We start from the raw sequence: 22,468 nt of genomic DNA, 5'->3' as shown, positions 1-22,468 counted from the left end.
AAAAAGGTCTTATTTTACCTGTGCCAATATATGGTGGAAGTTACTTTTTCATTCAACCAGATTTTGTGAATTATGAATTTGTGACTGAAATTTTATTTCGTCAGAACCCTATAATTTTCTTTCTTATCATAATCTTTATGGATTCCGTCATCTTCGTACAGAGTATAGCTGCTGCCTTCATATCCAAGCATCTTAAGCTTCTCTGTGTCAATATCCTTTACGCACTCAGCTACTTCTGCAACCGGAATGCATTTGCCGCTTCGAATAAAAAGTGGTACTTCATTGAGGGCAACATCCACATAATGAACTCCTTTTGCAAGGACTTCTTCGAAAATGCTTCCATCTGGCATGAACTTGATGAATTTCATTTCTTCCGGCAGGTAAACGTAACGACCTCTTGCGTTCTGCTCATAAACCGGTGCGATCATAATCTCGTTGCCAAGCATCAATTGGTCTTCAACACGGATTGCCATCTTATCATCTGGATAAACAAATCCAAGTGGCTTAAAGTACATATCGTCATTCAACGCAGCTTTCATGTATTCACTGTAAAGATACGGCACAAGACGATATCTGGCGTTAATGACGCTGCGGAAATCTTCGATGTTTTCGAACTGGTAACATTCCTGTTCTCTTGTTCCTTCTGCCGCATGATCACGCATCAGAGGTGTAAACACACCGAGTGCAAGGAAACGGAGCAGAAGATCTCTGGTCGTGTCGTCACCAAATCCACCAAGGTCTGCGCCTGTGTACATAAATCCACACATATTCAGAGATGGAAGCATCTTCAGATTTAAAAGAATGTGTGACCACCAGGATTTATTGTCTCCCATCCAGATTCCTCCGTAACGATGCATTCCAATATAAGAAGATCTGGAAAACATCAGGAAACGTTTTTCCGGATCAATGCGTTCGAATGCCTCTCCGGCTGCTCTTGTCATGTTATAACCAAAAAGATTATGCACTTTGTCGTGGCGGATTTTCTTACCATTTACATTGTGATAGAATCTTTTGTAATCCTCCGGACTGTTAGCAATATCTTTCATCTTTGCCTGCATAACCCACGGATGGATCTTGCCTTCCGCATCTTTTGCAAATTCTCCGGCAAGTTCTTTTGCCTCTGCAAGTCCTTCTGAAGAATAAAAGATTGCAGGCTCGTTCATATCATTCCAGAATCCTTCGATTCCCTGATCGATCAGGAAACGATATTTATCCCCGAACCATTTACGGGCTTCCGGATTCAGCATATCCGGAAAGTGCGTATCTCCCGGCCACACAGCCGCAACAAAATCACTGCCGTCTTCTCTTTTACAGAAGTAGTTGTTTTTTACACCTTCTTCGTAAACCTCGTAGCCTTTTTCCACCTTGACACCGGCATCAATAATCGGGATCAGACGAAGCTCCTGGTCTTTCATTTCCTTTACAAATTCAGGAAAATCAGGGAAGTTTTTCTCATTAACTGTGAAGTCCTTAAAATCCTGCATGTAGTCAATATCCATGTAGATCATGTCGATCGGTATATGATTCTCACGATATCCTTTTGCCACCGCACGGAAATCTTCTTTTGTTGTATAACCCCAGCGGCTCTGTCCAAAACCAAAGGCAAACTTTGGCGGAATGTAGCTGCGTCCGATCACATGGCGGAACTGTTTTACGATATCGTAAGCATTCTCACCTTCAATCACATAAATATCCAGATCTGCATTTTCGCAGGATACTTTGAGAGTGTCCATTCTGGTATATCCAATGTCAAAGGTCAGCTTTGACGGATAGTCAAAAAACAGTCCAAAAGTAGTCGTGCCGCTCACGACAATAAAATTGTGAGCTCCATACAGAGAACGTTTGTCCTCTGTATGAATTGCGTCATCTGTGCAGTTGCTGATGTAACAGTAACCCCTCTTGTTGATTCCACGGTTGGATTCGCCCAGGCCATAGACAATGTCATCTTCGTCCATAATATAGGTAAATGCAAATTCATCATTCTGGCTGATCTCTCCATATGGAAAAGCGCTCTCAGTTGTTTCGATTTTTTCGGTCAGTGCCTCCGTGTCAAACGGAGTTCCATATCTGTATTTTCTAATCATCTCTGTTTTACCTCTTATTTTTTATATAATACAAATGCTTCATATGGTTTCAAAACAATTTTACTTTCAAATACAGTTCTATCAAGATTTGTGATCAGACATTCTGCTCCTTTGAATTCTTCCGGAATATCCATCTCTGCATTTTTGTCACTGAAATTGCAGACTGTCAGAAGTTTTTCCTGTTCCAGTCTTCTTATGTATGCAAAAATCTGCTCGTTGTCACGGTAAAGCGGTTCAAATCCACCGTAAACAATAATGTCTTTTTCTTTACGCAGACGAATCAGTTTCTGATAATAATAGAAAATTGAGTTCGGATCTGCAAGCTGCTGTGCCGCATTGATTTCTTTATAGTTCGGATTCACTTTGATCCATGGAGCACCATCTGTAAATCCGGCCTGTGCAGAATCATCCCACTGCATTGGAGTCCGGGCATTATCACGGCTTCTCAGCATCAGGCATTTCATCATGTATTCCGGTGTCATAAGACCTGATTCTGTAAGTTCTGTAAAGAAATTGATGCTCTCAATATCACGATAATCTTCCAGTTTATCGAAGTAAACGTTTGTCATGCCAAGCTCTTCACCCTGATATACATATGGTGTTCCCTGCATCATATGAAGACAGGTTGCAAGCATTTTTGCAGAAGTTTCTCTGTATGCCGGATTATCATTTCCAAATCGGCTGACACTTCTCGGCTGATCATGATTTCCAAGAAACAGACTGTTCCATGCTTTGCCCTGCAGTTCTTCCTGCCATTTGATCATGATACGTTTGAACTCTTTGAAATCATATTTTTCAGTTGTCCACTTTCCATAATCACCGCTTCCGTTCTCAACATGTTCAAACTGGAATACCATATTCAGTTCATTTCTGGATTCACCTGCATATTTCTGTGCCTCTTCAATTGTTACTCCTGAGGTTTCACCAACTGTCATGATATCGTATTTTGAAAGAACTTCTCTGTTCATTTCCTGAAGGAACTCATAAATTCTTGGACCATGTACGCAGTATGGTCCAAAATCACCATAAAGGCTGTTGTTCATTTCTCCGTCCGGGAATGACTGGTCTTTTGAGATCATACTGATCACATCCATGCGGAAACCATCGATTCCTTTATCGCACCAGAATTTCATCATATCATAAACTTCCTGGCGTACTTTTTCGTTTTCCCAGTTAAGATCCGGCTGCTTTTTGGAAAACAGGTGCATATAATACATCTGCGTCTGCGGATCATATTCCCACGCAGAACCACCAAATACCCCACCCCAGTTATTAGGTTCTTTTCCGTTTACAGGATCTTTCCAAATATAATAATCACGATATGGATTATCTTTTGACTTTCGGCTTTCAACAAACCAGTTATGTTCATCCGATGTATGGTTGACTACGAGATCCATCAGTATTCTGATATCTCTTTTATGAGCTTCTGACAAAAGTTCCTCGTAGTCCTCCATAGTTCCATATTCTTTATAAATCCTGCGGTAATCAGAAATATCATAGCCATTATCATCCTGAGGTGATTCCAGCATCGGAGATATCCATAACACATTTACGCCAAGCTCTTTGAGATAATCAAGTTTCTGTATGATTCCTCTGATATCCCCTACGCCATCTCCGTTGCTGTCTTTAAAACTTTTTGGATATATCTGATATACCACACTTTCTTTCCACCATTTTTTCTCCATGTTATTGATCTCCTGTTTTTTTATTCTTGTTTTGTTTACTGATAACTGCGAATCACTCCTCTGCTGCACTGCTTCCGTAATCTACACTCTTACTTGACTGCTCCGGCAACAACACCATTCATGATCCATTTCTGGCAGAAAAGATATACCAGAAGTACAGGAATAAGTACCAGCAGATAAGAAGCAAACGCCAGGTTATAATCTACTGAAAACTGTTCCAGCTCTGTTTTTCCACCCTTTGCAGAAGATTTTCCGTCGGATGATCCGCCACATCGGACACGTCTGTCCAGTTCCCTTTCGGTAGCTTTATCATAAACCCTGTATCTCAGTAAAATCAACAGGTTTCTCGCGAAACTTAAAATCTAACCAAAGTTTTAATTTTGTTTTTATGCATATTAGACAAAAAAATAAGGACTCTGTCATTCTCTGACAGAATCCCTCTTTACCAGATAAACCGGACTTTTTATATTTAATTCCTTCAATTCTTCTCCCTGAATCAGCTGCATCAGACGTTTCAGTGCCATATGTGCTTTTTGCTGGATATTCTGATGAACTGTCGTCAGTTTTGGACGGACCATACTCGCATACATGCTGTCATCGTAACCTGTGATGGAAATCTGATCCGGAACCTTGATTCCCTTATCAAAGAAGAAGTTCATTGCTTCAATTGCATCATAGTCTGACGAAAAAGCCAGTGCCTTAGCTTCGAAGAAATGCGGTAAAAGTTCTTCGTATTTCCTGAGACGGTATTTTTTCTTACCCGGAACAACAATGTATCGGGAACGACTGCAGAATCCACCTTTCTTTTCCATCGCCTGCTTGAAGCCCATCCATCGATAATAGTCACTGTCTCTATCCGTTTCTGCAATAAACAAAGCCTTTTTGTATCCACAGGAATAGAGATATTCTCCTATCTGGTATCCTCCAGAGTAATCATCTACGCCGACATTCTGAAAGGTATATGCACCTTCAGGGTAAGCATCAATCAAAATCATTTTCTTATTCAGCTTACGTGAAAGACTGCGGTATCTTTCTTCATTATACCCAAGGATGATCAGTCCCTCAACATTCCATTTTGAAGCAATGTCTACTACATTCTGAATGTCTTCGCCACCGATAAGCATAACATAATATCCTTTTTCTTCCGTTTCCATACGGATGTTTCCAATAAGTTCTCCCACAAACGGATCCTGAAGGGACTGCATGCCATGAGCATAAGTAAACCCCAGCACTACTCCTATAATTCTGGAACCATGACCGGAAAGCATCACTGATCCCATATGCGGAACATAATTCTGTTCTTTAAGGATCGCTGTAATCTTATCAATCGTTTTCTGGGAAACTCTTTTGGTATTTCCATTTATGACATTTGATACGGTGGTACGGCTGACACCAGCCATTTCGGCAATATCCTGAAGACGAATCATCTGTTATCCGGCCTCCTTTTATATCTTGTGTATGTTCAAATTCAAATGTTAAATATTTCTTTCATAAATTATCCAGAATGTATTCCATCTGCCTCTCTTTTGTTTTCATTCCCATTTTTTCATAGAATTTTTCTGCGGAAGTATTTCCTGCCCATACATTTAATGTCACTTCATAGCAGTTCATTTTCCTGGCTTCTTCTTTTACATACTCAAACAAACTTTCGCCGATATGCTGACCTCGTGCCTGCTGGTCAACGCAGAGATCATCTATGAACATCGTTTTAAACTGCACCATATTATTTGAGAAAGGCTGTTTCTGCAATTGACAAAAGGCATATCCTACACAAACATCAGTCTCGTTCACAGCAACATATATCGGTTTTTCTTTATTTTTTAAAAGCTCTGTTAATTCTTCTACTGTATATTTTGTTGTACCGGGAATAAAAATATCCGGTCTTATGTCCGCATGGATTTGCAACACCTGCCCCAGTAACTCAATAATTCTTGTAATATCTTTTTCTTCAGCTTTTCTGATAGTCATGTTTCGCACCTCCGGTTAATACATATATTTTTTTCATTAAATCATTGAAACTGGCATTTGTAAAGAACAAAGCGGACAAGTCTACTTCAAACTCCCTGCATCCCTCAATCTTTGAGGAACTTGTTACGCTTTGCGTGCCAGATGCAGTCTGCTTTAGCAGACATATTCCTCTTGCATCTGGTCACATCCTCGCGGAGCGTTTTTGCTTTATTGGAACATTACGGAGTAATTTCCTATAAAGCAAAAACACCTTCAAGCTATTTTATTATAGCCTGAAGATGCTTTTTAATCAAAATCTCTGGTAATGTTTGTGAGCCATTTACCTCTGATATAGTGGATGAAGACCACCGGCATTTTTTCGAACTCATCCAGAGTCATTACAAAGTATACCCAGACAGGCGGCAGTTTTAAGACATATGCTGCAAGAAAGGTAAGTGGAACTGCAACAAGCCACATAAAGATGGAATCTATGATCATTCCAAATCTGGAATCACCACCCCCTCTGAAGCAGCCGCATATAAGGCAGGTATTGATGCCTTCTCCCACAAGGCGCCAGGTTGTCATAATTATAAAAATGCCAAGATAATAAATGGCCGTCTCTGTCAGTTTATCCCGATAGAAATCCAGTATCAGAGGACGAAGTGCCAGAATAATGACGCATCCGACCAGACTAACAACCATTGTTATTCTGAGCATGCGCTTTCCATATTCTCTTGCTGCATCAATGTTATCTTTACCCAGTTCCTGACTGACAATGATAGTAGTCGCATTGGCAAAACCACGACAGGCGATCGCACCAATATTTACCACCATAACAGCAACCGCATTTGCGGCAACCATATCATCACCAATATGGCCGAGGATTGCTGCGAATGCTGAACTGGCAAAACTCCAGACAACATCATTTATTACAGCCGGGGTAGCAATTTTCATAAAGTCCTGGAACAGAATACCTGATTTCGCAAAGAAGTATTTGATCCGGAATCTGACATCGGAACTTCTTAATGAATAAATGAGGCAGATCAGTACTTCTGTGATTCTGGCAATGACAGTACCAAGAGCCACACCGGTAACGCCGAGCTTTGGAAATCCAAACAGACCAAAGATAAAGGTGGCATTACAAATTACATTGACACAAAGCGAAACAATGTACGTGACAGAAGGCAGCATTATTTTTCCGATACTTCGAAGGGCGCTCATAAAAACCTGAGAGAATCCCATAAACATAAATGAAAATGAAATTACCCTTAAGTATTCACTGCCGGCAGCAATCGTATCCGGACTGCTTGTAAAGATCTTCATGATCGTAGTTGGCATAGAAAAAGAAATCACGAAAAACACGAGGGAAACGATCAGTGAGATTCGTTCCGCCAGGCCGAGAATTCTTTCTACTGTCTTTTTATCACCTTTTCCCCAGTACTGTGCACATAAAACTGAAGCACCCGTGGCCATACCATAATATAAACAGAAAAGAATAAAAGTGTACTGGTTCGCAAGGGATGAAGCCGACATGGCAGTCTGGCTTACATACCCAAGCATTACCGTATCAGCAATGTTTACCAGAGTTCCGATCAGATTTTGGATCATGATCGGAAACGCCAGTTTTGAAGCGTATTTTAAAAAATCTTTTTTATTTAGCATATATGATTTTCCTTAGTTCTTCGTATTCACAACCAATTGTATCATACACTTGCATTATAAATATATACCTTTTAGAATTATTTTTTTACAAAGTAAAAACGAGCAGCCGGTAAACTGGATTTATGCTTACTTGCTACTCGTTTGTTGTAATTATATTTCCTGTTTTTTAAATGTCAAACAGAATTTTATTGTCCATTGTTCATAATGTACTCAATAATCGTTCTACATACTTCCTGTTTTGGTTTTCCAAGAGCAACTCCCAGCTCCATATATAACAGGTTTTCTGCCAGCTGAAAATACCTGGCATCTGTAGCAGTACACTTTTTTCCCTCAGTTTTTCATTGTTTACCCATGCCGTCGGAATTTCTGGATTTCACAAAACCCGCTCCTAACTGACCGGCACTTTTATTCCGTAAATGTATATCGTACAAAAGAACCGTTATTATCGCCTGTTACTATTACTACGTCTCCATTCTCATTACTTGTGGTTTCCAAGATCGGAAATCTTCCGTTTTCTTTTACATAAGCTTCCGGACTGGCTGCCTCTGCCTCAATCAGTGTTTTTTTACTGTATTGTTCTCCTCCACATGGATTTATATCCTCAATAAAAATTTCATACTCATGCATATGTGCTTCCTCCTGGAATTAATTTTATAAAAGCGAGCAACGTATTTTTTGCTTTACTGCATGATTACGCTCCCCGCCGTTATGAATATTATAAAACTATTTTACCCTGGTTTCAAAAGCAGTTTTTACTAAAAAAATGTCTTATGTTTTTAGGCATTATTACCATATGTTTAATATACTCAAACTTCTTCTACTGTTATTCCATGTTCTTTTTTTCCTTGAGATATCGTTTTATATTTAGGCTCCAGAACAAAATTAATGCTTACAATATTACTATAATTTTGTTCTGCAAAAACCGTCCCCATTCATTGACTTTTTCCTTTTTTCAGATCTTCTACGATTTCGTTATAGCGTTTTTTGTTTAATCGATAAAAGAATAAAACAATTGCCGTAACGATCCACAGAATTCCCGGTATTGTCGAGAATGCATGCTTCATGATTGCAATTACTTCCGGATTCTGTGCCTGATTTGCTATATAACCATATTTTCCAAGCAATGCTGCGAGAAGCGCGGTGCCAATCGCCATTCCGATTTTATTTCCAAGAGAAACAAAAGCATACTGGAATCCATCATTTCTAAGTCCCGTCTTCCATTCACCATATTCCACACAATCCGGAATAATTGCATAAATTGCTGTATTAAACCCAGAGAAAAAAAACTGTGTAATCCCTGCAAGCGCATAAAATGCAACTGGTGATTCTTTGACATTAAAGAAGTACATTGCCAGCATTGCAATACCTGTGAGTAACGCAAAAATCGATGCAGTTCTTCCTTTATTATTCAGCTTCCGAAATACTGGCTGAAAGCATGCCGCACCAATAATGGACGGAATGATAATACACATAGAATATGTTGTATAATAAGAGGCATTTCCCTCTACATAAGTAAAATAATATAAAATATCTGCATTTCTTCCATATAATGTAAATCCAAACAATACCTGCCCAACCAAAGCCAGAAGATATGGTTTGTTCTGCATAACTGCTTTCAACTGTACTTTTAATGAGATTTTTTCCTTCTCAGGAATTACTACCTGTTCTTTTGTCTTTGCGAAACAGAAGAAATGACAGGCAGCAAAGATGCCTCCATAAATGATTGCAACTAACAGATAACCACTCTTTGCGCTGTTGCTTCCTAGCTTACTGATCAGGGGAACTGTAACAATATTAATGATTCCTATCGCAATCATTGCTGACACAGAACGGGAAGTATTAATCTTGGCACGCTCATCAATATCCTGTGTCATAGCACCACAGAGTGTTCCATATGGAATATTTACACAGGTATAACCTAATACCAGGAGGCAATAGGTTATCACCATATAGATAATCTTCGCTGTATTTGACCAGTCTGGATGTGCCCAGAAAGAAAGCACCAGAAGAATTGCTGTAATAGGCGCAGCTACAAGAAGCCATGGACGATATCTTCCCCATCTTGTATGCGTCTTATCCGTCAGACCGCCTACGATTGGATCATTGATCGCATCCCAGAATCTTGAAAAGAGCATCAGGGCTGACACTGCAGCCATACTGATTCCAAACACGTCTGTATAAAAAATCATCAGAAAATTACTGACAAACATCCAGCTGAAATTACAGCCTACATCTCCAAATCCATATGCGATCTTACTGATCAGTGGCACTTTCCCATTATTACTTTCGTTCCCCATATCTTCCTCCCTGTCAGAATGTTGTTGGAATTCTATTTTTCCTGAACGTTAATGATAACCTTCATGGTAGTCTCGCGGTTGTCATCAATATACTGATATGCCTTCAGATAATCCTTAAATGCAAATGTTTTGGATATCAAAGGTCTTAAATGTACCTTTTCATCATTTACAAGTGTGATTCCATCGATATAATCATCGTGACGATACATCATAGTACTCTTAATATCCAGTTCATGATCATTTGCGACTGCAAGATCAATTGATGCCATGCCTGCAAATACAGCTACCAGAACAATCACGCTTCCTTTTCTTGCATATTTGATAGCCTGTCCCATTGTGATATTATTTCCTGCACAATCATAGATCACATCTGCTTTATCCGGTCCAAATGCTTCAACCATTGCCTCCCCGAAATCTTTCTCTTTTGTATTTACACATACATCAATGCCGCATTCCTTCGCTTTATCCAGACGAAGATCACTGACATCAGTAATCATAACCTTTGCTGCTCCCATTCCTTTCGCAGCCTGTGCAACCAGATTTCCAATCGGACCAGCACCAAGAACTGCAATGTTCATTCCTTTTAAATCGCCCATCTGCTTCACAGCATGTACAGCTACAGCAAGAGGCTCGATCATTGCACCTTCTTCATAAGACATCTCTTCCGGAAGCAGTGTTACCTTGGATGCATCTACTGCAAAATACTCTGAAGCAGTTCCTGTTGTCTGGAATCCCATAACCTTCAATTCTTCGCAAAGATTGTATTTTCCGTGACGACATGGATAGCAGTGTCCGCAATAAACCTGCGGTTCAATTGTTACTTTCTGTCCCTCCCGAAAAACTGAAGCATCTTTTCCAACTTTTACGATTTCTCCTGATACTTCATGTCCCTGCGTAACCGGATATTTGGTAAATGGATGTTTTCCATGATATACATGAATATCAGATCCACAGATTCCAATGTTCATGATCTTGACCAATACCTGATCATCTTTTATTTCTGGAACCGGAACTTCTCTGAAAATAATTTCTCCTGGATTTGTCATTACCTGCTGTAGCATAATTAATTCCTCCTTTATTTATTATCTTTTATTAATCGTTTTATTAAAGTAATTACATTATTATTCACTTGCCAGTATTTGTCAATATCCTTTTATTCACTTCTGCCTATTGCACAAGTTTGTTCCTCTGATTTTATGCATTTTTACTACAATATTAAGGAGTAATTTCCTTCAAAGCAAAAAATCCAGAAAGAAAACACTCTTTTCTGTGTTTTCTCCCTGGATTTTAAATTTATGATGCTGACATCATGATTATATATTTTTTATAAATTCCTGCAGGAAATGCTTTGCCGCCCCCACTGCAGATGCCTCTCTCTTGTAAGAACACATTTTCAGATATCGCACATCATGGTCGAAACCATTATATTCCATTACTTTTTCTCCTAATGGAATCATATACTCTGTAAGATATCCTCCAATTTCACCTCCCAGAATAATATCCATATCATATGCCATTCGTAAATTTGATATCAAAATTGCCAGATTTTTCAAATATTCCTGCCAGAGGTCTTCTGCTTTGGTTTCCTTATTTTCCAAACTCTTCATAAACTCTTCCAGTGTCTGGCATGTTTCATCTGTCAATGCACTCGCTGCACAATAAGCATCCGCACATCCCAGCTTTCCGCAATAACATTGCTTTCCTTCCGGGACCAGAATCATATGCCCAAATTCACCGGCTTTCTGATTCTCTCCCTGTATTAATTTTCCATCAATACAAAATGCTCCACCAAGAGTATTATTCAGAGACAGATACAGTGCATTTTTATATCTGTCTAAATCTTCTGCCATCATTGCTGCATTTGCATCGTTCACAAAATATACAGGAAGCGAGAATGTCTGCTCAAGAAAACCAAGACCATAGTTTTCTAATTGAAGCGCATGTGATTTGATCAGTATTCCATCACCTGGCTTTATAATTCCCGGAACAGAAATACCAATTCCAAGAATTCTGTCCTGATTTTCTACATCTGCAAGAAAATGATGCAGTTCTTCTTTGAGCCGTGAATAATAAGAAGCTTCTGTTGAAAATTCCAGCCGGATTCTTTTATACTTTTCAATTTCGGATTTCAGATTTACAAGCACAAACTCTACATGTTTTGCAGTAATTCTAATTCCAACTGCATAACGATATGCAGGATTGATACTGATCATTTTTGCTTTTCGTCCGCCTGTAGATTCATACTCTCCCATTTCAACTGCAATTCCACTGGCAAGCAGCTCATTTACATTAGACAAGACCGTTGGCATACTGAGATTCAGATTCCTGGACAATTCCACTTTAGACGTTGCCTTATGATTTATAATATAATTGATAATTTGAAATTTTGTACTGTTTTTCTTTTCCGTTCCTGCCATCTCAAAGTTTCCTTTTATAAAATATTTTATAAAAGAATCTTACCTTTTCCGAATGGATTTGTAAAGTCACTTTTGTACAAAAAACATTATACTCCGCTTATTCCTCTCCAAGATAATATCTGCCATACGCATCTGCTGCCTTAATTGCTGCAAATACACTCTCCGGTGTAACTGTAAATGGCATATTGTGAAGTGTATCCCCTTCTGCACAGGGCGGCTTTGGCAACTTCCATCAGGGTATCAAAGCAAAGCTCTGCAGGTGCCATAGCAGCACCTGTTGTGTTACCTCCTGCACGGGAAGTTGCTTCACTTCTCTGGCATGCTCTTGCCTCAAAATAAGTTGCAAGTGCATCACCCATACCTGCTTAAAAATCTTTCGTTCATCTTTTTTTCTTTTCAACTTATTTTTCAACTGCCCTGAATGTAAATTTGATCGGCTGATAATCGCCTGTTGTCAGTGGTAATGGCAGACCCGCGTTCATAAGTGCCGCACCTGTATACACTTTTCCAGTAACAACATCTTCATATTTTATATCTGCATCCAGACCCTGTGGGTAGAACAGATAGATATGTGGATTTGCTTCGCTGTGAAGTCTGACTCCGCATACAACAGTCTCTTTCTTATCCTTGGAAACAAACTGCCAGAGCACATGGTTGTTATTTTCAAATGGATTCACAAGACGATAGTAATCCCCGGTCTGCACTAGATGTTCCATCTCTTTATATTTCAGAATCTGCTCTCTTGCAATCTTTTTCTCTTCTTCAGACATCTTTATCAGATCCAGCTCGTATCCGAAAGTTCCTGCTGATGCTACGATTCCTCTTGTCTCAAACGGTGTGATTCTTCCGGACTGGTGGTTCGGACATACACTCACGTGAGACCCCATTGCACTGATCGGATATCCAAAAGATGTACCGTACTGAATCTTCAGTCTGTCGATTGCATCTGTATTGTCACTGCACCAGATCTGCGGAGAGTAATAAAGCATTCCGGCTTCAAATCTTCCGCCACCGCCAGAGCAGCCCTCAAATAAAAGATCCGGATATCTCTGAACGAGACTTTCCATCATTTCGTAAACTGCAAGAACATATCTATGATAAACCTCTCCCTGACACTCTCGCGGAAGTGCTGCTGAGAAGACATTATCTACGCTGCGGTTCATATCCCATTTCACATAATCCACTTTGCATGCATCCAGAACACTGAATATCTGATTCATGACATGATCACGAACTTCTTTTCTTGTAATGTCCAGATTCAACTGATGACGGCTTCTGTTCATGGCACGTCCCGGAATTTTTAATGCCCAGTCTGGATGTTCTCTGTAAAGATCACTGTCCTCATTGATCATCTCAGGCTCCACCCAGAGTCCAAATTTCAAGCCGAGACCATGGATTCTCTCTGCAAGTGCCGGAAGTCCGCCTTTGATCTTCTCTTCGTTTACTACCCAGTCGCCAAGTGCACAGAAATCATTGTCTCGCTTGCCAAACCAGCCATCATCCAGAACAAACATATCAAGACCGATATTTTTCGCCTCTTCTGCGATATGATACAGCTTATCTGCGTCAAAATCAAAGTATGTAGCTTCCCAGTTATTTACCAGGATCGGTCTCGGCTGCTCCACATATTTACTGCGGATCAGGTTGCTTCTGTATGCATCATGATAATTTCTGGAAAGCTTTCCAAAACCTTCTGCGGAATATGTCATGATCACTTCCGGAGTCTCAAAAATGTCTCCGTTTTCCAGAGTCCATCTCCATAGACATTGCTTTTTTTACTGTGACCGGAGCGGTACCTGTATTTTCCAGACGTACTGCTCTTGTGATCACATCAAACTGTGGAAATACGCCATAGAGAAGATGAGCTCGCAATCCGCTGGCATGATCTTTCAGAACGATTTCCAGAGTTTCTGCCTCATCTTCCCTTGCAAACATTGCCGGAAGTCCCTTGAGACTGTATTTTCCTTTTGAGATCTCATATGACTCATATTTCAGATTTGCAGTGTCACTTCCGTCCGCCTGCTCTGTCTCCAGACCATTGATACGATAGTCTCCATTTCCATATGCTGTATATTCCTGTGGAAGTGTATCCAGAGAAAATGTCTTATCTTTTCCTGCTTCATAAGGATTTCCGGAAAATCCTCTGTCCACACCAATGATTCGGTCTGTGATGAGTGTATCTCCTACCGGACTTCCATAATACAGATGAACCAGAGTATCATACTCTCTTACCTGCATCTGATAAGTGCTGTTCTTTGTTCTTAATTCAAATACCCTTTCTTTTTCGTGATACTTAATCCATTCCATAGTCTGTACCTCTCGTTTATTATTGTTATTTAGGATTTTTAATCCTGGTATCATTAGAAGACGTATTGATCCGGTTCTGTATCTTTCACAAACTCTTCCCCGTCATCCTGGGCAAAATACGGGCGGAACAATTTCCACATAAACCATGAATCTGCATAAGCTGTCAGTGAAAATCCCACCATCGGCCAGATCAGCATATATACCGGGAAAAGTTTGGCGTCTACAAGTGTCATTGTCATTGGCAGGATTGTAATCACTGCCAGAGCGCTTTTTTCCATATGGATCAGCACTCCGGCTGCCAGCATCAGAATCCAGATAAGTGTCGACTGTTTAAAATTCTGTTTGAAACTCCTAAAAAAGTCATGAATTACTCTGATATCTCCATCTTTATGGAGCTTTAATGTACAGTAGAATAATGCAATGGTCGATGCCCCTGCCTTTTATCACTTTTAATCATTTATTTTTTTAAAGTTTACCACCTGATGTTGCAATACCTTCGATGAACTGCTTCTGGAAGATCATATACAGTACGATCATTGCTGCTACTGTAAGTTTTTTCATATTCATTCTCCTTTTACTTAGTCGTTCGAACGTCTCTTTGTAAGTATTATTATACTTTTTTATTGCTTTAATTAAATAGACTAATGTAAAATATACTGACAGTGCTACCTTCCGCTGTCTTGAAAACCTCAAAGAGGGATCACTGGATATCAGCCTGATCCACACAGGCAAAGAACATTGCTCTCCCGGTCATATCTGCTCAATCCCCAGAGATGAATTTATCATTCATTTTGTACTGGATGGTGCCGGATTTTATTCTGCCGGCGGTCAAACCTGGAGTCTTACTCCCGGACAAATGTTTATCATTTATCCGAATGAGCCAATTACATATGGTGCAGATGAAACTCATCCATGGACTTATGCCTGGATAGGTTTTCGTGGAATCCGTGCTCATGCCCTCGCACGTGAATGTGGATTTTCCAAAAATCAGCTTGTTCTTCCATCACCGGATCAAAAGCTTATCCTGAAATATATCGATAAAATGCTCTCTCATAAACAGCTAAGCAAAGCCAACGATCTCAGACGGCAGGCTTATCTGATTCTTCTGTTGGCTGAACTTGCAGAGCATCATGAAAAACTTGCAGCCCAGAACCGCAAACCCCTCAAATATGCCTACAGCACCAGTGTTTATGTAGAACTTGCCATAGAATATATCCAGGAAACGTATCACCAAGGCATCGGCATCTCGGATATTGCCGGCAATATTGGGATCAGTCGTGCTTACCTTAACAGCGCTTTCCAGAAAGAACTTGGAATGTCCGCACAGAATTTCCTGATCAACTATAAGATGCACAAAGCTGCCAACCTACTGGTAAGCACCAGCAAATCTGTTAAAGAAGTCTCTAATTCTGTGGGATATGAGGACCAGCTGGTCTTTTCCAAGGCCTTTAAAAAGAAATTCGGCATGAGCCTCAAGAATTATAAAACTCACAAAGAAATGATGGACAAATATAATGAAAAGCAGACAGATGATCCTGTGTGATCATCTATCTGCTTTTTTATCTCTACTCTGCAATTAAAACATAGATTCTGGATTCATAGTCAGTACAAGGCAGATCTTCGTTTGTCGGTTCTCCTGCCGTCACATCTGTAGTAAGTAACCCCAGATTCATCAGTTCATCTCCATAGTTCTCAGTTCCGTTATACTCATTTTTATAAATAAGATCCGGATCCAGTCCCTGCAGGCGAACTCTGGTGAACTCTGCATTTACAACATTTCTCTCTCTGTACCAGAATACAAGTGCTTTTCTCTTATCCTCGCTTACAGTCATCCACACTGTCTCATTTCCGTCAAACGGACTCTTAAGTCTGTAGAAGTTTCCAAATTGGATAAGCTCTCTGTATTCTTTCATAAATATGATCTGTGCTTTTACCTCTGCGATTTCCTCATCTGTTAATTTATTCAGATCCAGTTCATATCCAAAGGTTCCAAAGTACGCTACATTTGCCCGAGTATGCAATGATGTGATTCGGTTTAACTGATGATTCGGAACTACCGAAACATGGCTTCCCATAGAACTTATCGGATAGCACATGCTGGTTCCATACTGAATCCTTACACGCTCCGCCGCATCAGTATCATCACTGATCCATCCCTGTGGTGCATAATAAAGCATTCCCGGATCAAATCTTCCCCCGCCGCTTGCACAGGATTCAAACAGAATCTGTGGAAAAGCAGTGGTTAATCTGTCATACAAATTATAAACTCCCAGAATATATCTGTGAAATACCTCCCCCTGACGATCTGCCGGAAGTGCCACAGAATAGCATTCGGTAATGCTTCTGTTCATATCCCATTTGATGTAAGATATTTTTGACTCTGAAAGTATCTTGTACATCATATCATAAATGCAGTCCACAACTTCTTTTCTGGAAAAATCCAGTACATACTGATTTCTACCGTGGCAGGAAGCTCTCTGAGGTGCATGCAGAATCCAGTCCGGATGTGCACGGTAAAGATCAGAATCTTTATTTACCATTTCAGGTTCAAACCACAGTCCGAATTTCATTCCCATTTCTTCTATACGGTCTGCCAGACCTTTGATTCCAAATGGTAACCTCTCTTTATTCGCTACCCAGTCACCCAGTCCCGTATAATCATTGCTTCTCTTTCCAAACCAGCCATCATCCAGAACGAACAGCTCTACTCCACATTCTTTCGCTTTTGCTGCTATCTCAACCAGCCGGTCTTCCGTAAAATCAAAATAAGTTGCCTCCCAGTTATTATTGAGAACCGGTCTTGGCCGGTCTCTCCAATAGCCTCTCACCAGTCTCTTCTGATATAATTTATGGAAAGTCTGGCTCATTCCATTTAATCCCTGATTTGAAAATACTACCACTGCTTCCGGCGTCTGAAAGCTTTCACCACAGTCCAGCTTCCAGTCAAAATTCTGTGGATTGATACCTGTTGTAACACGAGTTGTATTATGCGTATCCACCTCTGCCTGCATTCTGTGATTTCCACTGTAAATTAGAGAGAATCCCATGACTTCCCCGGATGTTTCAGTTGTCGATGGCCGTCTCAACACAATAAACGGATTATGCTCGTGTGAAGAATTTCCTCTGATGCTGCCAACTGCCTGAATTCCCTGTTCAAGTTTACGTTCTATGATATGGCGTTCCCTTGCCCATACACCAGAAAACTGCATCCACACATAATCACTGTCCGGCAGATCAAGACTAAGACTCATTGCATTTAACAAGTGTACTGGAGCGATTCCCTCATTGATAAATCTGGCACTTCTGGCCAGAATGCCTTTTCCGGAAAAAATGCTATAGAGAAGCTCCAGCACTATGCCTGTCACCTCATCCTTCAGTCGCAGACACAGAGTCTGGGCTTCCTCTGGTTCTTCCACATAAGTAGCCGGAAGACCTGCAAGCTCCGGTTTGCCATCTGTGATCTCGTGACTGATATATTTAAATTCTGAGATTCTGCTTCCATTCTCCTGCAGGATCTCAACAGCAGGATTACGATAATCAGATGTTCCGTATACCGGATACTCCAATTTCAGATGTTCAAGTGAATATTTGCGGTTTCCCTCATAGACACACGCTGTCATCGGTCTATGCTTTGATTCGATCAAATATGAAAAATCTTCTCTGTCATGAATTTTTTTACCAAAATACAAATTTCCGATATGTCCATTTGAAAGCACACAAATGATATAGCTGATCTCCTCATTAAACAGATGAAATGTTTTTGATCCTTCGTGGAAAATAATACTCATATCCTTTCCTCCGTCACTTTGAAATTATCAATATGATATATTAATTATTATCGTATGTCCATCGTTATAACACTGCTTCCAGTATTTATAGGTCTGTTTTTATGGAATCAGTTGCCAGATTCTCATTTAGTATGTGTGGTCGCAACAAACATTGATCCCAAATCAAAAATCAGGGTGCTGTAGCCAGTGTCATCTCTGGACTTGTGATCGACCTGGATTGGCTGTTAACTGGTCTGACCGTTTCAACTGGCGTATTTGAAATTGTTTCAGGATTCTTTGGAAGCCTGATTGTAACTGTTATTGTTGCAAAACTAACTACTGAGTTATCTTTGTAAAAACGACAACCCCAGTTTCATAATCCCTGCGAAAACCATAACCCCTATAGGATTCATCTTTAATTTTTGCAGCAATGCAAAACATATCACAAAAATTATCATCAGACTCCAATTTGTATTTATCAATTTAATGGCTGCATTCCCCCAGAATGCAGTTATTAAAATTGATATACCTGCAGAAGCGATCATCGCTATGACTGCCGGTCTTAAAGCATTCAATATTCCCTGCAGCATTCCCATTTTTCTATACTTCAAATATACTTTCGCAATGATCATAACGATCACACAGGATGGCAGGACACATCCTCCTGTAGCTACAATTGCTCCCGGAATCCCTGCAATTTTGATTCCAACAAAAGTCGCCGCATTTATTGAGATTGGCCCCGGAGTCATCTGAGAGATCGTAACCAGATCTGTAAATTCTGATATATCCAGCCAGTGATGGATAGTCACCACCTGTTCCTGGATCAGCGGCATTGCCGCATATCCACCTCCAAAGCTGAACATTCCCACCTGCAAAAAACTTACAAACAAATATAAATAGATCATTTCTCTCCTCCCTTCTTTGAAAGGAAGGTTCTGATTACACCAATCATTCCACAGACAATGATTATATATACAACATTGATCTTATATACGCACGAAGCTGCAAATGCTCCAGCCATGATCAATAGCGAAATCTTGTCTTTTTCCTGTGCAATTCCCACACCCATTTCATAAACCACTGATGCAATCACAGCTCCAACACCAGCCTGCATTCCTTCAAGTATCTGACTGATAAAATAACTGTCACTGAAAGAATGATAACCAACTGATATCACGGAAATGATCAGAAACGGTGGAATGATCGTTCCCAGGATTGCGGTCACAGCACCCAAGATCCCAGCCAGTTTATATCCAATAACAATTGCACCATTTACTGCGATCGGCCCTGGTGAAGATTGGGCAATTGCAACCAGATCCAGCATTTCATTCTCATCGATCCAATGATAATCATCCACAAATTTCTTTTTCATCAAGGTCACGATCACATAGCCGCCGCCAAATGTAAATGTGCTGAGATATAAACATGAAAAGAATAGTTTTCGTAGTATACTTTTCTTATTTTTCACAAGTTTTCCCCTTCTCAATCCTATACTTTCATATGAACTCTCGTAATTCATATCTAGTATACCAGAATTCGGTTCATAAAGAAAAGCCCCTGGCATTTTGCCACAGACTTTCTTCTTATTTATGGAAGATATTTCACAGCCTCATCTTTAGAAATTACTCTCTTTTCTGTTTGTCTGCTCTCTGCCAGTCCCGGAACCACCTGATTTTCTCCGTCATGAGCAGTTAATCCGCTGACATGCACTCGAGAACAAAGCGGACAAGTCCGCTTCAAACTCCCTTTACATAAAAAAGGAAGCCGTTATTCACGGCTTCCAAGTCTTTCTTTAAAATCCATATAACCAAAATCTGTAAGCTGCTGCATCGTATTGTCAGCACGTCTGAGCCAGATATTAGGCAATGGCATTCCATTAAATGTATTGTTTTTGCAGGTAGTATAGATGGCCATATCTCCAAACATAAGAATATCTCTGTATTCCGGGAGCTGCCTGAATTTATAATCCCCGATCACATCTCCTGACAGGCAGGTCGGTCCGCCAAGGCGAACTGTGATCCCGTTTTCTTCTGTCTCATCTGTTCCCAAAAGCGGTGGAAGATAAGGCATTTCCAGTACATCCGGCATATGACAGGCTGCGCTGGCATCTACGATCGCGATCTGTGTCTCTCCGTTTTTCAGGACATCCAGTACGCTGGTCAGCAGAAAGCCTGCATTTAATGCCCACGCTTCTCCGGGTTCAAGATAAACCTCTGCCTTCCATTCCTCTTGTACTGTCCGGATACAGCGTTCCAGTCGTTCAATATCATAGCCTGGTCTTGTAATATGGTGACCTCCGCCAAAATTGATCCACTTCACCCTGGAAGCAAAATCACCAAAATGCTTCTTTACGGAAACAAGTGTTGTCTCCAGATCATCGGAATCCTGCTCACAGAGAGTATGGAAATGAAGTCCATCGAGTAAATCCAACAATTCAGGATTTTTCTGAACTGCTTCATCCCACTGTGCTCTTGTTGTACCCATACGGCTTCCCTGAGCACAGGGATCATAGATATCATGTCCTTCCTGGGTAGAACATTCCGGATTGATCCGCAGTCCGACGCTCTTTCCTGCTGCTTTTGCCCTTACACCAAAACGCAGAAGCTGAGAGGGTGAATTAAACACAATATGGTCTGCATACCGGAGAAGTTCTTCAAATTCATCTGCCCGGTAACCGGCACAGAATACATGAACCTCTTTTCCCGGCATTTCCTCTGCCCCAAGTCGTGCCTCAAACAGCCCGCTGGCCTCTGTTCCTGCAAGATATGGTTCAAAAAAGCGATAGCAGTCATAATTACTGAATGCCTTCTGTGCCAGGAGCATCTTACATCCTGTCCGTTCAGATACTTCACCGAGCAGCTTTGCATTTTTTATAAGTGCTTTTTCATCCAGAATGTAGCAGGGTGTTTTTATGTTCTGGAATTCCGGCGGAATAATTCCGCCGGTGGCTGTAAACGGAGCTCTTTTATCCAATCCGCCCATCAGTCTACCAGCTTCGGATCATGACTTTCACTGCGTGGCAGACCATAACGGTCAAGAGCATCCAGAAATGGATCCGGATCAAATTCTTCTACAGTATATACACCTGGTCTGACCCATTTTCCTGTCAGCATCATAAGTGCTCCACACATTGCCGGAACACCTGTTGTATAGCTGATTGCCTGACTTCCTACTTCGTGATAGCATTCCTGATGATCACATACATTGTAGATATAGTATGTTTTTTCTTTTCCGTCTTTTACACCGGTAAAGATACAGCCAATATTTGTTTTTCCTTTTGTACGTGGTCCAAGGCTTGCCGGATCCGGAAGCAGTGCTTTCAAAAACTGGATCGGAACGATTTCCTGTCCATTGTACTGGATCGGTGTTGTAGAAAGCATTCCTACATCTTCAAGACAACGCATGTGATCCAGATAGCTCTGTCCAAAAGTCATGAAGAAACGGATACGTTTTACACCTGGGATTGTTTTTGCAAGAGACTCAATCTCTTCATGGTGGAGCAGATACATATCCTTGTCGCCAACCTGGTCGAAGTTATATTCTCTCTTGATATCCATCGGCGGGATTTCCACCCAGTGTCCATCTTCCCAGTAGCTTCCCGGTGCACTTACCTCGCGAAGATTGATCTCCGGATTAAAGTTTGTCGCAAATGCATATCCATGATCACCGCCGTTGCAGTCCAGGATATCAATTGTATCAATCTGGTCAAATTCATGCTTTAATGCATAGGCACAATAAGCCTGTGTAACACCCGGGTCAAATCCACATCCAAGAAGTGCTGTAAGTCCTGCATCTTCGAATTTTTTACGGTATGCCCACTGCCAGGAATAATCAAAGTATGCGGAAAAGCCTTCTTCTTTGCAGCGTTTTTCATAGATGGCACGCCACTCTGGATCATCGGTATCTTCCGGCTCATAGTTTGCTGTATCCATATAATTTACGCCACATGCCAGACACGCATCCATGATTGTCAGATCCTGATAAGGAAGGGCGATGTTCATTACCAGATCCGGTTTATAGCTGTTGATCAGTTCGATCAGCTGATCTACATCATCTGCATCCACCTTAGCTGTAGTAAGGACAGTTTTTGTCTTTCCTTTCAGTTTTTCTACAAGCGCATCACATTTTTCCTTTGTACGGCTTGCAATACACATTTCTGTAAATACCTCATCAACCTGGCAACATTTCTGAATTGCCACACTGGCTACTCCACCGCAGCCGATCACTAATACTCTGCTCATAATTCTTCTCCTTTTTATGTTGATATGTTACTGTTTTCTCTTAATGTTGTTTTATGATATC

The 22,468-nt window shown here is 40.6% G+C and carries 18 protein-coding genes and 2 pseudogenes; 1 reads left to right on the top strand and 19 read right to left on the bottom strand.

What is annotated here, in order from left to right:
- Nucleotides 1–92: 92 nt before the first annotated feature.
- The 14 genes and pseudogenes from DWW86_RS15760 to DWW86_RS17695 all read right to left on the bottom strand — a co-directional run bounded on the left by DWW86_RS15760 (nucleotide 93) and on the right by DWW86_RS17695 (nucleotide 14,821).
- Nucleotides 93–2,084: a glycoside hydrolase family 31 protein gene (locus DWW86_RS15760; RefSeq protein ID WP_117943995.1), complete on the bottom strand. Its 1,992-nt coding sequence runs from the start codon at nucleotides 2,082–2,084 to the stop codon at nucleotides 93–95.
- Between the two features lie 14 nt (nucleotides 2,085–2,098).
- Entirely contained in the window at nucleotides 2,099–3,769 is a 1,671-nt protein-coding gene (locus tag DWW86_RS15755) for a glycoside hydrolase family 13 protein (protein ID WP_117943993.1), read from the bottom strand.
- Nucleotides 3,770–3,858: 89 nt separating this feature from the next.
- Nucleotides 3,859–3,984 (bottom strand): annotated as a pseudogene (locus tag DWW86_RS15750) (carbohydrate ABC transporter permease); the annotation flags it as partial.
- 204 nt (nucleotides 3,985–4,188) lie between these two features.
- Nucleotides 4,189–5,196 (bottom strand): LacI family DNA-binding transcriptional regulator, encoded by a 1,008-nt coding sequence (locus DWW86_RS15745; protein WP_072522286.1) that lies wholly within the window; start codon nucleotides 5,194–5,196, stop codon nucleotides 4,189–4,191.
- 61 nt (nucleotides 5,197–5,257) lie between these two features.
- A complete protein-coding gene (locus DWW86_RS15740; RefSeq protein WP_072522287.1) occupies nucleotides 5,258–5,737 on the bottom strand; it encodes a GNAT family N-acetyltransferase in 480 nt (159 codons plus the stop codon).
- Between the two features lie 285 nt (nucleotides 5,738–6,022).
- Nucleotides 6,023–7,378: an MATE family efflux transporter gene (locus DWW86_RS15735; RefSeq protein WP_117943991.1), complete on the bottom strand. Its 1,356-nt coding sequence runs from the start codon at nucleotides 7,376–7,378 to the stop codon at nucleotides 6,023–6,025.
- Between the two features lie 405 nt (nucleotides 7,379–7,783).
- The gene (locus DWW86_RS15730) at nucleotides 7,784–8,005 is read right to left on the bottom strand and encodes a hypothetical protein (RefSeq protein ID WP_072522289.1); all 222 of its coding nucleotides are present in this window, start codon (nucleotides 8,003–8,005) and stop codon (nucleotides 7,784–7,786) included.
- Nucleotides 8,006–8,310: 305 nt separating this feature from the next.
- Nucleotides 8,311–9,675: an MFS transporter gene (locus DWW86_RS15725; protein WP_072522290.1), complete on the bottom strand. Its 1,365-nt coding sequence runs from the start codon at nucleotides 9,673–9,675 to the stop codon at nucleotides 8,311–8,313.
- A 32-nt stretch (nucleotides 9,676–9,707) separates the two neighbouring features.
- A complete protein-coding gene (locus tag DWW86_RS15720) occupies nucleotides 9,708–10,736 on the bottom strand; it encodes a zinc-dependent alcohol dehydrogenase (RefSeq protein WP_117943989.1) in 1,029 nt (342 codons plus the stop codon).
- Nucleotides 10,737–10,988: 252 nt separating this feature from the next.
- Nucleotides 10,989–12,092, bottom strand: coding sequence for an ROK family transcriptional regulator (locus DWW86_RS15715; RefSeq protein ID WP_117943987.1), 1,104 nt, complete (start codon nucleotides 12,090–12,092; stop codon nucleotides 10,989–10,991).
- Between the two features lie 97 nt (nucleotides 12,093–12,189).
- Nucleotides 12,190–12,457, bottom strand: a pseudogene (locus DWW86_RS15710) (hypothetical protein); the annotation flags it as partial.
- Nucleotides 12,458–12,493: 36 nt separating this feature from the next.
- Nucleotides 12,494–13,801, bottom strand: coding sequence for an alpha-galactosidase (locus tag DWW86_RS15705; protein WP_502696654.1), 1,308 nt, complete (start codon nucleotides 13,799–13,801; stop codon nucleotides 12,494–12,496).
- A gap of 16 nt (nucleotides 13,802–13,817) precedes the next feature.
- The gene (locus DWW86_RS17700) at nucleotides 13,818–14,399 is read right to left on the bottom strand and encodes a glycoside hydrolase family 36 N-terminal domain-containing protein (RefSeq protein WP_502696653.1); all 582 of its coding nucleotides are present in this window, start codon (nucleotides 14,397–14,399) and stop codon (nucleotides 13,818–13,820) included.
- Between the two features lie 53 nt (nucleotides 14,400–14,452).
- Nucleotides 14,453–14,821, bottom strand: coding sequence for a DUF624 domain-containing protein (locus DWW86_RS17695; RefSeq protein WP_083585516.1), 369 nt, complete (start codon nucleotides 14,819–14,821; stop codon nucleotides 14,453–14,455).
- A gap of 281 nt (nucleotides 14,822–15,102) precedes the next feature.
- On the opposite strand from DWW86_RS17695, the gene DWW86_RS15695 reads away from it, so the two are divergent.
- A complete protein-coding gene (locus DWW86_RS15695; RefSeq protein ID WP_117943985.1) occupies nucleotides 15,103–15,942 on the top strand; it encodes an AraC family transcriptional regulator in 840 nt (279 codons plus the stop codon).
- Nucleotides 15,943–15,964: 22 nt separating this feature from the next.
- Here DWW86_RS15695 and DWW86_RS15690 read toward each other — a convergent pair whose 3' ends face one another.
- The 5 genes from DWW86_RS15690 to DWW86_RS15665 all read right to left on the bottom strand — a co-directional run bounded on the left by DWW86_RS15690 (nucleotide 15,965) and on the right by DWW86_RS15665 (nucleotide 22,407).
- The gene (locus DWW86_RS15690; RefSeq protein WP_117943983.1) at nucleotides 15,965–18,187 is read right to left on the bottom strand and encodes an alpha-galactosidase; all 2,223 of its coding nucleotides are present in this window, start codon (nucleotides 18,185–18,187) and stop codon (nucleotides 15,965–15,967) included.
- A 323-nt stretch (nucleotides 18,188–18,510) separates the two neighbouring features.
- Complete coding sequence (locus DWW86_RS15680; RefSeq protein WP_117943981.1) at nucleotides 18,511–19,071, bottom strand: chromate transporter; 561 nt, start codon at nucleotides 19,069–19,071, stop codon at nucleotides 18,511–18,513.
- Nucleotides 19,068–19,634 (bottom strand): chromate transporter, encoded by a 567-nt coding sequence (locus DWW86_RS15675; RefSeq protein ID WP_117943997.1) that lies wholly within the window; start codon nucleotides 19,632–19,634, stop codon nucleotides 19,068–19,070. Before DWW86_RS15675 ends, DWW86_RS15680 begins: the two co-directional genes overlap by 4 nt.
- 299 nt (nucleotides 19,635–19,933) lie before the next feature.
- A complete protein-coding gene (locus DWW86_RS15670) occupies nucleotides 19,934–21,148 on the bottom strand; it encodes a carboxynorspermidine decarboxylase (RefSeq protein WP_117943979.1) in 1,215 nt (404 codons plus the stop codon).
- On the bottom strand, nucleotides 21,148–22,407 hold the full coding sequence (locus DWW86_RS15665) for a saccharopine dehydrogenase family protein (RefSeq protein ID WP_117943977.1): 1,260 nt from the start codon (nucleotides 22,405–22,407) through the stop codon (nucleotides 21,148–21,150). Before DWW86_RS15665 ends, DWW86_RS15670 begins: the two co-directional genes overlap by 1 nt.
- Nucleotides 22,408–22,468 lie beyond the last annotated feature (61 nt).

The organism is Ruminococcus sp. AF17-22AC (assembly GCF_003460065.1).
Lineage (GTDB): Bacteria > Bacillota > Clostridia > Lachnospirales > Lachnospiraceae > Blautia_A.
Note: the sequence above shows the minus strand (reverse complement) of the source record. Positions and strands in the feature narration are given on the sequence as shown.

What these genes read in the sequence shown, in the direction of transcription:
- DWW86_RS15760 (WP_117943995.1), bottom strand. Translation starts at nt 2,084, where the DNA reads ATGATTAGAAAATACAGATATGGAACTCCGTTTGACACGGAGGCACTG.
- DWW86_RS15755 (WP_117943993.1), bottom strand. Translation starts at nt 3,769, where the DNA reads ATGGAGAAAAAATGGTGGAAAGAAAGTGTGGTATATCAGATATATCCA.
- DWW86_RS15745 (WP_072522286.1), bottom strand. Translation starts at nt 5,196, where the DNA reads ATGATTCGTCTTCAGGATATTGCCGAAATGGCTGGTGTCAGCCGTACC.
- DWW86_RS15740 (WP_072522287.1), bottom strand. Translation starts at nt 5,737, where the DNA reads ATGACTATCAGAAAAGCTGAAGAAAAAGATATTACAAGAATTATTGAG.
- DWW86_RS15735 (WP_117943991.1), bottom strand. Translation starts at nt 7,378, where the DNA reads ATGCTAAATAAAAAAGATTTTTTAAAATACGCTTCAAAACTGGCGTTT.
- DWW86_RS15730 (WP_072522289.1), bottom strand. Translation starts at nt 8,005, where the DNA reads ATGCATGAGTATGAAATTTTTATTGAGGATATAAATCCATGTGGAGGA.
- DWW86_RS15725 (WP_072522290.1), bottom strand. Translation starts at nt 9,675, where the DNA reads ATGGGGAACGAAAGTAATAATGGGAAAGTGCCACTGATCAGTAAGATC.
- DWW86_RS15720 (WP_117943989.1), bottom strand. Translation starts at nt 10,736, where the DNA reads ATGCTACAGCAGGTAATGACAAATCCAGGAGAAATTATTTTCAGAGAA.
- DWW86_RS15715 (WP_117943987.1), bottom strand. Translation starts at nt 12,092, where the DNA reads ATGGCAGGAACGGAAAAGAAAAACAGTACAAAATTTCAAATTATCAAT.
- DWW86_RS15705 (WP_502696654.1), bottom strand. Translation starts at nt 13,801, where the DNA reads ATGACATATTCCGCAGAAGGTTTTGGAAAGCTTTCCAGAAATTATCAT.
- DWW86_RS17700 (WP_502696653.1), bottom strand. Translation starts at nt 14,399, where the DNA reads ATGGAATGGATTAAGTATCACGAAAAAGAAAGGGTATTTGAATTAAGA.
- DWW86_RS15690 (WP_117943983.1), bottom strand. Translation starts at nt 18,187, where the DNA reads ATGAGTATTATTTTCCACGAAGGATCAAAAACATTTCATCTGTTTAAT.
- DWW86_RS15680 (WP_117943981.1), bottom strand. Translation starts at nt 19,071, where the DNA reads ATGATCTATTTATATTTGTTTGTAAGTTTTTTGCAGGTGGGAATGTTC.
- DWW86_RS15670 (WP_117943979.1), bottom strand. Translation starts at nt 21,148, where the DNA reads ATGGGCGGATTGGATAAAAGAGCTCCGTTTACAGCCACCGGCGGAATT.
- DWW86_RS15665 (WP_117943977.1), bottom strand. Translation starts at nt 22,407, where the DNA reads ATGAGCAGAGTATTAGTGATCGGCTGCGGTGGAGTAGCCAGTGTGGCA.